We start from the raw sequence: 13049 nt of genomic DNA, 5'->3' as shown, positions 1-13049 counted from the left end.
TGCGCGGCGAGCTTTACGCGATCGTCAACTACTGCTCTCACGAGGGCGCCCCGCTGTGCCTGGGTCTGACCGGTGGTACCAACGAGTTCGCCCCGGACGAACCCGGCGGCCTGCGCCGCGTTCGTGATGGCCAAGTTGTCCGATGCCCTTGGCACAACTGGGAATTCGACATCACCACCGGGCAGAACCTCGCCGACCCCGCGCGCCGCGTGCGCACCTACCCGGTCGACGTCACCGACGGGAAGGTGTACCTGACCGCATGAGCCCCATGATCATCGACGCCAATGTGCAACCGCACTTCGGCTACAACGCGGAGATACGGCGCTATCTACCCCCCGCCCACCAGTTGCGGTCGATCCCCGACGTCGAACAGCAGTGGTACCAAGCGCCCGGAGGCGACTACCGCCAAGACCTTTACGGGGAGCACTACCCAGGCTCGGATCCCGAGACGGTCGGCCGGCACCTGTTCGAACACGGTGTCGACTACGCCATCCTCAACCCGCTGACCCGCGGCAACATCGCCGACTACCTGCTCAACAGCCGCATCTGCGCGGCGGTCAACGATTGGCTGCTCGACCGCTGGCTCGAGCCGGACCCCGCGGATCGGTTCCGGGGCACCATCCGCGTCAACCCGGAAGACCCCAAGGGCGCCGTCGCGGAGATCGAGCGACTGGCCGACCACCCCAAGCTGGTCCAGGTCGGCGTCCCGATGCAGTCACGCGAGCCCTACGGAAAACCGATGTTCGAGCCGATCTGGGAGGCCGCCGCCGCCCATGGACTGCCGGTGGCGGTGCACATCAACGGCGGCAACGGCGTCGACTATCCGCCCACCTTCGCCGGGCACGCCCACACCTATCCGGGGTATGCGGCCTTCATGCCGCTGAACTACTTCGTGCACCTGGCCACCCTCATCGTCGAGGGCGTGTTCGGCAGGCACCCCGGCCTCAAGTTCGTTTTCGCCGACGGTGGTTACGACATTCTCACCCCGTTGATCTGGCGCCTGGACACCTTCTGGGTCTCGATGCGGGATCAGACCCCATGGGTGGACCGCTATCCGAGCGAATACCTGCCCGGGCACGTCCGGTTCTGCTCCTCGGCGTTCGACGGGCCGACCGATGCCGCCGACGCGCAGCGCTGGATGGAGTTCACCGGTAAGTCCGACCTGCTGATGTACGGGTCGGCGTATCCGCACTGGTCCACGTCGCCGCCCGCGAGTGGCGCCGAGGGCCTCGATGCCGCGCAACGCGCGAAGGTGCTGTGGCGAAACGCCAGCGAGCTTTACGGATTGAAGGAGCGTGTCCGATGACGACGATCGAGCGGGCCGACTCCGCGACAGGTCAAGAGGACGAAATAGCAGTCACCATCGTCGACACCGACGTGCACCCGCTGCCGGCCTCGACCGAGGTGATCAAGTCGTACGCGGCGCCCGAATGGGTGGACAAGATCTGGCCGACCGGCAATGCGGTCGCCCCGGTGCCGCATTTCTACGACACACCGGATTCGTACAAGACGATGTCGCTGCGGCTGGACGCCGCCCCGCCCGACGGTGGAGTTGCGGGCAGCGACCCGGAATTCGCCGCCAAGCAGTTGCTGCTCGATGCCGGCGTCAGCATCGCGACGCTGGAACCGATGTGCGACGCCCAGCTGCCGCAAGCCGAACACGCACTGAAATCCGCCTACAACGACTGGCTCGCCGACGTCTGGCTCGACAAGAACAACCGGCACGGCCGCTGGCGCGGATCGATCAGCGTCAGCGCGCAGACGCCCGAGCATGCGGCGCGCGAGGTCGAACGCTGGGCGGGACATCCGTACATGGCCCAGGTGCTGATGACGCCCCAGACGCGTGGGATCCCGTTCGGCAACCCGCATTTCGATCCGCTCTACGAAGCCGCAGCCCGCAACGGCTTTCCCGTGGCCACGCACCTGATGGGACAGACGCCCTTTGAGCTCATCCCGCTGTATCCGGTTGGCAATCCGGCACATTGGCATGACTTCTTCGCCTCCTGGCCCCTGCTCTACGTCTCACACCTGATGAGCCTGGTGTTCGACGGCGCGTTCGACCGCCACCCCGACCTGCGGGTGGTGTTCGTCGAAGGCGGCTTCACGTGGGCGATGCCGGTCATGTCACGGATGGACCGCATCTGGGAGGCCCGCCGTGGCGACCTGCCGAATGTGCGCCGCCGCCCGTCGGATTATGTGCGCGAACATGTTCGGTTCACCACCCAGCCGTTGGAAGACACCGACATCGTGCAGTTCCGGCAGTACCTGGAGATGATGAACCTGGGCGACAACCTGATGTTCTCGACCGACTACCCGCACTGGAGCTATGACGCGCCGTCCTACGCGATCAACCGGTTCCCGGCCGACCAGCGCGAGCGGATCATGCGCGGCAACGCGACCGCCCTGTATGGGCTACCGGCGACGGTCAAGGCGTTCCCCGGGGAACGCTGAGGCGGAGCCGATGGGCGGCGGGTGCTTCAGGAGGTGACGTGCGCTATCGAGTGGACTCCGGTAGCTCTTACCGTATGCCCGTTGCTACCATCGGAACGCCGGCGAATCCTCCACGAGAGGCAGCATGACGACACTCGACTCCCCCGCAAAGACGCTGTTCACCTCGACCACCCAAGCCTTCCTGGAAAAGGAGGCGCCGCTGCGCCGCGTGCGCGAGCTGCATGCCGCAGGGGAGTCCTTCGATCCGGCGTGGTGGCGGCGCGCCGCGGACCTCGGCTGGACGAGCCTGCTGGTCCCCGAGGAATTGGGCGGCGGCAGCGTTTCGGACAGCGGTTTGGCGGATCTGGCGCTGGTCGCCGAACAGCTCGGGAAGACGGTGGCGCCGGGACCCTTGTATCCGGTTAGCGTCGTGCTCGCCGCTCTTGTCGCGTGCGCGGACCGACAGCCGCACGTCGCCACCATCGAGGCGTTGATGTCCGGCGAAACCGTGGCGTCGTGGGCGGTTTCAGAGCCCGGTCGCGGGTGGGCTCCGCTGGACCCGTCGGTCACGGCCACCCCCACCGATTCGGGCTACCGGATCGACGGCAGCAAGGACCGGGTCGAGGCGGGCGCGCAGAGCGAGGTGCTGCTGATGGTGGCGCGTTGCGGTGACGAGGTCCGCCAGTTCCTGGTCCCGACGGATGCGCCCGGTGTCACGATCGTCGCGCAGCAGTCGGTCGACATGGTCAAGCAATACGCCCGGGTGCGGTTCGACGGCGTGGTGGTGGAGCGATCCGCGGTCGTCGGCTCCGCCGCCGAGACGCCCGCGCTCGTCGACCGGCAGGGCCAGATCGCGCAGATCCTGCAGTGCGCCGAGGTGGTCGGCATCTTGCAGACGGTGTTCGACCTGACCGTTCAGTGGGCGTTCGATCGGCACACCTTCGGGCGCCCGTTGGCGTCCTACCAGGCCCTCAAGCACAAGTTCGCCGACATGAAGCTGTGGCTGGAAGCCTGCCGCGCGACCACGGCCGCGGCGGTCGCCGACGTCGCGGCCAACTCGCCCGCAGCGGGCCTGTCGGCCAGCATCGCCAAGTCCTACGTGGGTGAGATGGCGGGCCAAGTCGTCCAGGCCTGCGTGCAGATGCACGGCGGCATCGGCGTCACCTGGGAGCACGACCTGCACCTCTACCTGCGCCGGGTCACGTTGTACCGCTCCACGTTTGGGACGCCGGAGGAACACAACCTGCGGGTCTACGAACACCAGAAGGCGGCCCGTTCAAAACCATGACAACCGAATCCGTTGCCGACTTCGCTGCCCGGGCCAGGGTATGGCTGGCGGGCAACATGCCTGGAATCGATCCTGAGTCGCCCCCGCCCGCCCCGCGCGACGACGAACGATCCTGGCGTCGGGCCCGAGAACTTCAAAAGCGGTTGTACGAAGGAGGATTCGCTGGGATCTGTTTTCCCCGCGAGTACGGTGGCCTCGGGCTCGACTACGAGTACCAGAAGGCCTTCGACGCGGAATCCCTCACCTACGAGATGCCGCTGATCCTCAACACCCCCACGTTCACGATCTGCTGTGCCACACTGCTCGACACCGGCAGCGAGGAGCAAAAGAAGCGCCACATTGGCGCGGCGCTGCGCGGTGACGAGGTCCTGGTGCAGTTGTTGTCGGAGCCCAGCGGCGGATCCGACCTGGCCGGGGTCATCACCCGGGCCGAACGTCAGGGCGATCGTTGGATACTCAACGGGGCCAAGACGTGGAGCACCAGCGCGTTCGCCGCCGACTACGGGTTGTGCCTGGCCCGCACCAACTGGGATGTGCCCAAGCACGAGGGTTTGACGATGTTCCTGGTGCCTATCGCTCACCCGGGAATCACCCTGCGCCGCATCACGATGCTGAGCGGTTCCACCGAGTTCTGCGAGGAGTTCCTCGACGGGGTGGATGTCGCCGACGACGCCGTCGTCGGCGAGGTCGACGGTGGCTGGGCGGTGGCGTCGCGGCAGCTGTACCACGAGCGCCGGGCGGTGGGACAGGGGTCCGAGTTCGCCAGCGGCAGCGGCAGCGAGGGCGGCGACACGATTCCCGTTGACTACGTGAGCCTCATCGAGAAGACCGGCCAGGCCGGCAACGAACGCGTGGAGCAGCTGGCGGGCCGCGCGCTGGTGCAGCGTGCGGTGGCCGAGCAGCTGATCGGCCACGTCTACCGCAGCGTCCGGGACGGCACGCTGCCGCCGGCCGCCGGAACGCTCATCAGGCTGTTCCACGCCGAGACCGTGTTCGTGAATGTCGACACCGCCATGGCGATCGCGGGAAGCGCCGGCGTCGTCGGCGAGCCTGGCGAAGGGCTGGAAACCGGGTTGCGCTACCTGTCGCGCCAGACCGTCGCGATGGGCGGTGGCACCACGGAGATGGCCCGCAACGTCATCGGCGAGCGGGTGCTGGGCTTCCCTCGCGAGTTCGCGGCCGACCGCGGTGTGCCGTTCAACCGGGTGCGGCACGGCCAGCGCTCCGAGGGCCCCTAGCCCTCGGCGACGAGATTCTCGGCGAGCCCACCGGCGACGGGGAGCTGCACCAGCGACAAGACATGGTGCGCCGGGCTTCCCGGCGGGGCCACCAGAACATACTCGCTGCCCTGTCGCTGCGCCCGGTCGCGGGCGGCGGCCAGTGCGCTGACACCAGCCGAACCGAGCTGGGTCACCGCGCTGAGATCGATCGTCAACGGCGCTACGCCGGAACGGCTTTCGACCGCGATCTGGCGGTCCAGGGTTGATGCGGTGGTGGAGTCGACGTCACCGCTGACCACGATGCGGCCGGGTTCGGCGACCAGGGAGACGAACTCGGAGTTGACCGACTTCGGCTGATTTCCCCGACTGACGATCGTGTCGGCGACGAAATTGGCCGGTCGCGACAGGCGGTGCGTCACGCTGGCGGTGGTACCGCCGGGCCCGTGGCTGACGTGCGCGTGGGACACCAGTGCCTCGGCCATGGCAAGGCCGCGGCCGCGGCCCTGCTCGCCTTCCCGGTGATCCTTCCACTGCCCGTGGTCGCGTACCGACGCGTACAGGTTGCCGTCTCCGGCCAGTGACGCTTCCACCACCACGCCGTCGGAAACCTCTGCGCCGTAACCGTGTTCGACCGCATTCTCGACGAACTCCGAGATCGCGTGGACGACGTCGGAGATATCCCCGGCGGCGGCGCCGACGTCGGCGAGCCACTGACGCAGCCGGGAGCGCACGGCACGTGCGGCGTGGATCGTGGCGTCGAGCGTCATCTTCAGCGGCGGCGGGGGCGTGCGCCGCTGCACCGCAAGAAGCGTGATGTCGTCGTTGTAGCCGGTCGACCGCAGCAGCAATTCCAAAGTCTCCGAACAGATCCGGTCGATGGGCCGCGCCGGGGGATCGATGACGAATCCGCCTTGGCCGCCGGCGACGTTCGCGGCCAACTCGGCGAATTCGGCGGTGCTGGCCATCAACGGCCGGCCGGGGCGCTCGATCAGGCCGTCGGTGTAAAGCATGATCGCATCGCCCACGTCGAGGAACTCGGTGCGTACCGGGAAGCCCGTGCTGCTGCCGAGCGGACCGGCGCCGGACGGCTCGAGATAGCGCGCGTCGGTCTCCGTATTGACCAGCAACGGCGGTGGGTGTCCGGCGGTGCAGTACTGGAATTCGCCGGTGCTGAAGTCGAGCGATCCCACGCACACGGTGGCTGACCTCGATCCGGGCACATGTTCGTGAAAGCGGTCCACCGCCGCCAGCGCTTCGGCGACCGGATATCCCGCCAGGATCTGCATCCGCAGTGCGGTGCGCAACTGCGACATGACCGCGGCCGCCTCGACGCCATGGCCGACGACGTCGCCGACGACGAGCACCAGTCTGTCCCCGAGCGGAATCGCGTCGAACCAGTCGCCGCCGGCGGCGGTGTCCTGCGCGGCGACCAGGTACTCGGCGGCGACGTCGGCACCAGGAACGACGGGCACCGAAGGGGCCAGCAGGGCCTGCTGCATGACGGTCGCCGAATCGCGGGCGTTGCGGTACCGCTCGGACAACTCGCGCATGCGGGACTCGGCGGCAAGCCGCGCCCGCACGCGGTCGGTCACGTCGACGAACGCGAGCTGTACCCCCTCGATCGAGCCGTCGTCGGCGCGGCGCGCCGCGACAATGAAATCGAAGAAGTGTTCTTGCGCCGTACCGGATCCCTCGAAATCGGCCTGCACGCGCCACTCGGTGCCCGACTGAGGCTCGCCCGTCTCGTACACCCGGTCAAACATCTCGAAGATCTGTTGGCCCTCCAGCTCGGGATAGACCTCCCGCGCCAGCAGGCCGATGGTGTCGATCGGCGGACTGAGTGCGCGGTAGGCCGCGTTGACCGCGACGAATCGGTGGTCGGGGCCCTCGAGGCCGACCAACAGCGCAGGGACATTCTCGAAAATGCGGCGCACGTCGTCGGCCGCACCCACGGTCTTATCCCAGTCTCTCTGGGGCGCCATTGGCCGTCCCTCCTACGGACCCATTCCCGGACCGAGTCCCGCAAGCTGGCCCAAACGTGCCGAGCACTCGCCAGGCGCAGACATTAAGACTAGCAATGGCGAGCAGGTGCTCGGTGCAACAGTTTTCCCTGCGAGGCGTGCGGCTGTTCCGTGGTGCCCGGGCTGGAGGTCGCGACCGGACGGTGGGATTTCACTCCGGGCACATTCGCTTTCGCGTTTGCCGCCGCCTTCCTTGCGACGCACGCGACCGTGCTGTCGGGGGCAACATGGCCTATCCACAACGACAACAGTGGTTCGACTGGCTGGAGCTCAGGCATGACGACGCTCGACTATCCGGTGTGGCTGCGAGTCGACCCCTGGCTCAACGTCCTGTTCGTCACGCTGATCATTGGCAGCGGCATCGGGATCCTCAGTGCACACCACAAAGTTGTATTGACACGACGACAACAAACCGGGCAGCGAATGGGCGTGCTTCACCGGAAAAGGTCATGCTCCGCGACCACCCCATGGTTGACCGGAGCGGCCGCGTTGCTCACCCGGATAGCCGTCCACGACATCGTCGCCCGTCTGCGGTTCATTCCGTGGGTGCACAGACTCGTTGATCCGCTGGTGTGGGTGCTCGTCCGCGGTGGCCAGCTCGACGAGCGAAACCTGTTGCGGTGCGGGCTTACTCACGACGACATGGCGCGTTCTTACGCCAGCATGGTCACCAGACAACGGCCGACGTGAGGTTTCGCGTTGTTCGAGACGAAAGGCGTGGTCTCGGTCTTCGGCGCCGACGACGGGTCAGGCTGAGACCGGCTTCTTCGAATCCGCCGAAACCTTCATCAGCTTCATCAGGTTGCCGCCCATGATCTTGGCGATGTCCGCCTCGTCGAAGTCGGTCAGCTCGTCGACGAAGGAGATGGGATCCTTCAGGCCCTCGGGGTGCGGCCAGTCGGAACCGAACAGCACCCGGTCGGTGCCCACCATCTTGACGATCTCGGTGAACCGGTCCTCCCAGAACGGGGTGATGTAGACGCAGCGCTTGAACGCCTCGATCGGGTCCTCGCTGAACGACTGCGGCATCTTCTTGTAGACGCCCTTGAGGCCCTTGAAGAGGTCGGGCACCCAGTCGGCGCCGTTCTCGATGGACAGGATCCGCAGCTCGGGATTGCGGGACAGCGCGCCGTGGCATACCAGCGCGCCCATCGCGTCCAGGATCGGCCGGTGGCCCATCGCGAAGCTGCGGAACGGGGTCGGCTTGAACGGCAGAAACTCGTCGCCGGGTTCCCACACGTTCGCGAATTCCGAATAGCCGCTGTCCGAGGCGTGCATCGACACGGGGATCTCGGCCTTGATGCAGGCCTGCCAGAACGGGTCGAACTCCTCGAGCCCGAACGACCGGCTGCCCTTATAACCGGGCACCGGCGCCGGGCGCACCAGGACGGTGCGAGCGCCGCGCTCCAATACCCATTCGAGTTCCTCGAGCGCGCGCTCGACGATCGGCAGGGTGATCACCGGGGTGGCGAAGATGCGGTCGGAGTAGTTGAACGACCACTGCTCGTACATCCACTGATTCAGCGCGTGGATGACGTCGTGGGTCATCTCCGGGTCGTCCTTCATGCGCTCCTCGACCAGGCTGGCCAGGGTCGGGAACATCAGGGCGTAGTCGATGCCGAGCTCGTCCATCACCTCGAGGCGCGCGCCCGGTTCGCGGAACGCGGGGATGGCCTTCATCGGCTCGCCGAGGATCTCGCGATAGGACTTGCCCTGCGCACCATTTCGGAAGTAGTCCTCCTGGGCCCCGGGCCGCGCCACCACCTCGAACGTCGGGTTGGGGATGTACTCGCTGATGTGGCCGCGCACGACGATCTTGGTGCGACCGCGCACCTGGACGTAGTCGATGACCCGCTTGCGGTTCTCCGGCAGGAACTTGGTCAGCGCTTCCTGCGGCTCGTACATGTGATTGTCCGCGTCGAACACGGGGAAGGAAAGTTCGCGAGACGGCATGGCGATCTCCTCGGCAGAAATCTCGAATTCTCTCTGAGTGGTAATGACGTTACCACTTCCAGGCGGGGCGCGGGTAGCGCGCGAGCGAGCTCGGCAGTCACGCTGGCGTGACGTTCGGCAACGAGTGCCACGCTGGCGTGACGCCCGCCGTCGCCGGCTAGGCGTTCGGCCAGCTGGGAAGCTGGGGTGTCTTGCCGTTGAGGACCGCGAAATTCACGGTCGCCGTCGCGAGGAGCTCGTCGCCGTCGCCGTAGACGTCCACCTGCATGACCATTGCCCGCCGCCCGGACCGCAGCATCCGGGGCACCGCATACGCCCAGCCCTGCCGGATCGGGCGCAGGTAACGGATGAACAGGTCGGCGGTCGTCATCGTGGTGCCCGGCGCCAGGTAGTCCAGGCCGAACCGGCCAGCCGCGACGTCGACGAGCGTCGCGACCAGGCCGCCCTGCAGAGCGCCGGACGTGTTGACGACGGCCGGGCTGACGGGCATCGTCATCGCGAACTCGCCGGCGCGGGTGCCCGGTCGCATGCCGATCTGGGCGAACAGCTCGGTCAGCGACTGCGCGGGCGATTCCTCGTCGGTCTCCCGGATGCCGAGGGCGCGACTGCAGAAGTCGTACAGTTGGCCCGCGTCAACGGGGGCGCGGTTCAATTCCGTTCCCAGCCAATGCAATCGCTGTGCACCCATCACCGTCTGCATGACGATGGCGGCCGCCGCGCCGACGTCGACTCCGGGGTGGAAGACCCCCTCGGTGATGCCCTGCCCGACGATGTCGCGTAGGAGCTGATGCAACGGGGAGAGCACGCGGGCGTAGTCGCGGGGCCGGGTTTCGGCCAGGTGTTGGTTATAGAGGGTCAATGCGCGATTGAGGCTGTCCTGGGTGCTCGATTCCGGTTGCTGGCTGATGCGGTCGATGACGAGTTTCAACGCCGCGGTGCTGTCCAACCCTTGGGTTTCGGCGCGCCAGGTTTTCACCGATTGGGCGATGGTCCGGTCGAACAGCGCCAGCAGCAACTCGTCCTTGCTGCTGAAGTGCTGGTAGAAGGCACGCAGCGACGTCTTGGAGCGGGCGACCACCTCCTGCACGGTGAAGTCGGTACGCCCGGTTTCGCCCAAGATCGCCACGGCCGTCTTGATGAAGCGGTCGCCGCGCGTCACTTCGACGTCGTCGCCAAGGTCGGTCATGAGCGCTTCGTCCCCTTCCTCGGCGCGCGGCGCGCGCTATGAGAATGAGGTTACCGCGCTTAGGCTGCTGCAATGGTGGCGAGCGTGTTCGGGAAAGTCGCATTCGTCAGCGGCGGTGCATCCGGCATCGGGGCGGCGTTGACCACCGAGCTGATCCGCCACGGAGCCGAAGTCTGGATCGCCGATCGGCAGATCGGCCCCGCGCAGGACTTCGCACAACGCCTCAACAGCCGCGGCGGCAAGGCGCACGCGATCGAGCTGGACGTGCGCGACTATCCGGCGTTTGAGCGCGCCGTAGCCGGGGCGGTGCAGCAATCGGGGCGGATCGACTACCTGTTCAACAATGCGGGCATCGGAGTCGCTGGTGAGATCGACAAGTACACACTCAACGACTGGAACGACGTCTTCGATGTGAACCTGCGCGGTGTCGTGCACGGTATCCAAGCGGTGTATCCGATCATGATCGGGCAGCGCTCCGGCCACATCGTGAACACCGCCTCCATGGCAGGCCTGATGACAACTGCGGGCCAGGCAAGCTATACCGCCGCCAAACACGCCGTCGTCGCCCTCTCGAAGACGTTGCGCCTGGAGGCAGAGCGCCACGGGGTGCAGGTCTCGGTGCTGTGCCCCGGGGTGATCCGGACCCCGATCCTCACCGGCGGCAAGTATGGACGGACTGGCCTGGCAGGCATCAGCGACGAGCAGATCCTCAAGATGTGGGAGCGGTTGCACCCGATGGCGCCCGAGAAGTTTGCCGAGCGCGCGCTTCGTGCCGTGTTGCGCGGGGACGCGATCATCGTGGTGCCCGCATGGTGGAAGGCCTTTTGGTACCTCGAGCGGCTCTCGCCGGCGTTGTCGATGCGAGCGGCCAAAGCAATGCTCAGGCACGCTCGGGGAATGGAGCAGGCCTCGGCGCCGTCGGCGGGTTGACGAGCGGCGTGGCCCCGGGGGCGAACGTCGGTAACGAGATGCACCGAATCGGTGCGTCGCGTGCTCCGCTGTGGCACGGTTAGCGGGTGTTGAGATACGCACCGACCGTCGCGGCAACCGTCCTGGCCGCCGCCGCGGCCATAGCGTTCGCCCCGCCGGCCGCCGCGGATCAGGACAGCTACGTGACCTTCCTTTCCCCGACACGCAACATCAGCTGCGAGATCGACTACCAGCGCCGGGGAATCCCCGACTCGACGTTCTGCTTCACCATCGCCCCGCCGCAGTCGGTGACGATGGATCCCGCAGGGGTCCTGTCGCGCTGCACGGGCGAAAGCTGTCTGGCCAACCCTCCCGAGGGCACCCCGACCCTCGCCTACGGCCAGGCGAAGGGAACCGGCCCGTTCACATGCCGATCGGAGACCGATGGGGTGACGTGCACCGTCGTCTCGGGTCGCGGGTTCACCATCTCGAATTCCGGAATCACCGCCGTCGGTTGACGGTGTCGGCGTCGGACGCCTCAGCCACCCCGCGCCTCGATCATCGCCGAGCGATTGACCTTGGTCGCCGCGGTGCGGGGAATCGCGTCGACGAACTCTACGGTCTTGGGCGCCTTGTAATGAGCGAGGCGGCTCTTGGCGTACTCGATCACCTGTTCTTCGGCGAGCGCCGCGCCGTCGGCCGGCTGCACCACCGCATGCACCCGATGTCCCCACTGCGCGTCGGCGAGTCCGATGACGACCACGTCGGCGATGTCGGGATGGCCCGCCAGCGCCGACTCCACTTCTGCCGGAAAGACATTCGCGCCGCCCGTGATGATCATGTCGACGCGGCGGTCGACGATGTAGAGGTAACCGTCCTCGTCCAGATAGCCGATGTCGCCGGCGGAGCGGAAGCCGTCTTCGGTGGTCGGTAGCGGCGCCGCGCCGCCCACATAGCGCGATCCCGCGCTCATCGGCGCGCGCAGGTAAATCTCGCCGTGTTCGCCGGGGCCGAGCTGTTTCGTTCCGGCGTCGAGGATCCGGATCTCGGTCTCCCGAAAACCGCGGCCGACGCTGCCGGGGTGCGCGAGCCACTCGTCGCCCCGCAACGCGGTGAGCCCAAGGTTTTCGGTCATACCGTACGCCGAGACGATCTGCTGCGGGCTCAGCAGCTCGAACCAGGTGTGCATGAGCGACGGCGGCATCACCGCTGCGCCCTGCAGAATGAATACGATGCTGGACAAGTCGCGCTGCCGGACGTCGGGCCGGGCCGCGATGCGCGCGAGCATCGTGGGCGTGGCCGTGAAATTGGTAATCCGGAAGCGTTCAATGACATCCAAAGCGATTGCGGCGTCGAATTTTTCGAGTATCACCAGGTGGTCGCCGGCCAGCAGGAAGAAGAAGGTGGCGAACCCGTTGGTGTGGTACATCGGCGCGGGCACCATGATCGTCTGCGGTGTAGCCACGGGCGTCCAGTTCGACAGGAAGGGCTCGCCGTGGTGTGGGGTCCACAGCGAGGGCGCCAGGCTCAGGATGACTTTCGGTATGCCGGTCGAACCGCTGCTGCAGATGCCGTTGACGTTGGGGGAGACCGCTTCGGGCAGGGCCTCGGCGGACTCGGCGCCGGCCTGGGCCTCCAGTCGCCACCGGCTCACCTCGTCGACGACCACGGCGGGATCGATCACCTCCCGCACCCGGTCGCGCTCCCATTCGGGCAGGTCCCAGTGCATGGGAACCGGAACGGCGCCGATCTTCCAGCAGCCCAGCGTGGCCACGACCAGGTGTACCGAGTTCGGGATCGCCAGCGCGACAAGGGAGCCGGTTTCGGCGCCGTTGGCGGCGAGCGCGCGGCCCCATTGGTTGGCGTGCGCATCGAGCTCACCGAACGTCAGCGACTGCGCGGTGCCGTCGAGGGCGACGATGGTGACCCCGGTGTCGCCGCCGCGCTGCTGGGCGAGCTCACAAAGCTTGGCGCCGAACGCGATTCCATCCGCTAAGGGGTTGGTCGCCACTTCGGCCGATGCGGGCTTAGTCACGAGCGCC

Annotated in this window: 12 protein-coding genes and 1 pseudogene; 9 read left to right on the top strand and 4 right to left on the bottom strand. The window is 67.0% G+C overall.

The annotated features are described in order from the left end of the window. The 5 genes from A5695_RS08005 to A5695_RS07985 form a co-directional block, all read left to right on the top strand. Positions 1-263: Rieske (2Fe-2S) protein (locus tag A5695_RS08005; protein WP_068079745.1), on the top strand; the 263-nt coding region annotated here is incomplete at its 5' end. Positions 264-268: 5 nt separating this feature from the next. Further along, a complete protein-coding gene (locus tag A5695_RS08000) occupies positions 269-1306 on the top strand; it encodes an amidohydrolase family protein (RefSeq protein ID WP_068079771.1) in 1038 nt (345 codons plus the stop codon). Further along, entirely contained in the window at positions 1303-2451 is a 1149-nt protein-coding gene (locus A5695_RS07995) for an amidohydrolase family protein (RefSeq protein WP_068079743.1), read from the top strand. Before A5695_RS08000 ends, A5695_RS07995 begins: the two co-directional genes overlap by 4 nt. Positions 2452-2575: 124 nt before the next feature. Beyond that, positions 2576-3718: an acyl-CoA dehydrogenase family protein gene (locus A5695_RS07990; protein WP_068079741.1), complete on the top strand. Its 1143-nt coding sequence runs from the start codon at positions 2576-2578 to the stop codon at positions 3716-3718. Next, complete coding sequence (locus A5695_RS07985) at positions 3715-4956, top strand: acyl-CoA dehydrogenase family protein (RefSeq protein WP_068079739.1); 1242 nt, start codon at positions 3715-3717, stop codon at positions 4954-4956. The genes A5695_RS07990 and A5695_RS07985 overlap by 4 nt, the downstream gene beginning before the upstream one ends. Here the strand turns inward: A5695_RS07985 and A5695_RS07980 are convergent. Then, positions 4953-6920, bottom strand: coding sequence for a SpoIIE family protein phosphatase (locus tag A5695_RS07980; RefSeq protein WP_068079737.1), 1968 nt, complete (start codon positions 6918-6920; stop codon positions 4953-4955). The genes A5695_RS07985 and A5695_RS07980 overlap by 4 nt on opposite strands. A gap of 315 nt (positions 6921-7235) precedes the next feature. Between A5695_RS07980 and A5695_RS30210 the strand changes: the two are divergent. Further along, a pseudogene (locus A5695_RS30210) lies at positions 7236-7404 on the top strand (oxidoreductase); the annotation flags it as partial. 26 nt (positions 7405-7430) lie between these two features. After that, entirely contained in the window at positions 7431-7649 is a 219-nt protein-coding gene (locus A5695_RS30205) for a hypothetical protein (RefSeq protein WP_156749514.1), read from the top strand. A 57-nt stretch (positions 7650-7706) separates the two neighbouring features. Here the strand turns inward: A5695_RS30205 and A5695_RS07970 are convergent, their stop codons facing one another. Together A5695_RS07970 and A5695_RS07965 are read right to left on the bottom strand one after the other, a co-directional pair. Next, complete coding sequence (locus A5695_RS07970; protein ID WP_068079733.1) at positions 7707-8912, bottom strand: amidohydrolase family protein; 1206 nt, start codon at positions 8910-8912, stop codon at positions 7707-7709. A gap of 157 nt (positions 8913-9069) precedes the next feature. Beyond that, the gene (locus tag A5695_RS07965) at positions 9070-10098 is read right to left on the bottom strand and encodes a hotdog fold thioesterase (protein ID WP_068079732.1); all 1029 of its coding nucleotides are present in this window, start codon (positions 10096-10098) and stop codon (positions 9070-9072) included. A 72-nt stretch (positions 10099-10170) separates the two neighbouring features. On the opposite strand from A5695_RS07965, the gene A5695_RS07960 reads away from it, so the two are divergent. Both A5695_RS07960 and A5695_RS07955 read left to right on the top strand, forming a co-directional pair. Next, positions 10171-11028, top strand: coding sequence for an SDR family oxidoreductase (locus tag A5695_RS07960; protein WP_068079730.1), 858 nt, complete (start codon positions 10171-10173; stop codon positions 11026-11028). An 86-nt stretch (positions 11029-11114) separates the two neighbouring features. Further along, positions 11115-11525 (top strand): hypothetical protein, encoded by a 411-nt coding sequence (locus A5695_RS07955; protein WP_231974754.1) that lies wholly within the window; start codon positions 11115-11117, stop codon positions 11523-11525. A 20-nt stretch (positions 11526-11545) separates the two neighbouring features. On the opposite strand, the gene A5695_RS07950 is transcribed toward A5695_RS07955, so the two are convergent. After that, positions 11546-13042, bottom strand: coding sequence for a class I adenylate-forming enzyme family protein (locus tag A5695_RS07950; protein WP_068079728.1), 1497 nt, complete (start codon positions 13040-13042; stop codon positions 11546-11548). Positions 13043-13049: the final 7 nt, after the last annotated feature.

The sequence above is a fragment of the Mycobacterium sp. E1747 genome, assembly GCF_001667775.1.
In the GTDB taxonomy this organism is placed as follows: Bacteria; Actinomycetota; Actinomycetes; order Mycobacteriales; family Mycobacteriaceae; genus Mycobacterium.
The sequence above is the reverse complement of the archived record's forward strand: the minus strand, read 5'-3'. Positions and strand labels throughout refer to the sequence as shown.

Coding starts and splice junctions, on each gene's coding strand:
- A5695_RS08000 (WP_068079771.1), top strand. CDS start 269: ATGATCATCGACGCCAATGTGCAACCGCACTTCGGCTACAACGCGGAG.
- A5695_RS07995 (WP_068079743.1), top strand. CDS start 1,303: ATGACGACGATCGAGCGGGCCGACTCCGCGACAGGTCAAGAGGACGAA.
- A5695_RS07990 (WP_068079741.1), top strand. CDS start 2,576: ATGACGACACTCGACTCCCCCGCAAAGACGCTGTTCACCTCGACCACC.
- A5695_RS07985 (WP_068079739.1), top strand. CDS start 3,715: ATGACAACCGAATCCGTTGCCGACTTCGCTGCCCGGGCCAGGGTATGG.
- A5695_RS07980 (WP_068079737.1), bottom strand. CDS start 6,920: ATGGCGCCCCAGAGAGACTGGGATAAGACCGTGGGTGCGGCCGACGAC.
- A5695_RS07970 (WP_068079733.1), bottom strand. CDS start 8,912: ATGCCGTCTCGCGAACTTTCCTTCCCCGTGTTCGACGCGGACAATCAC.
- A5695_RS07965 (WP_068079732.1), bottom strand. CDS start 10,098: ATGACCGACCTTGGCGACGACGTCGAAGTGACGCGCGGCGACCGCTTC.
- A5695_RS07960 (WP_068079730.1), top strand. CDS start 10,171: ATGGTGGCGAGCGTGTTCGGGAAAGTCGCATTCGTCAGCGGCGGTGCA.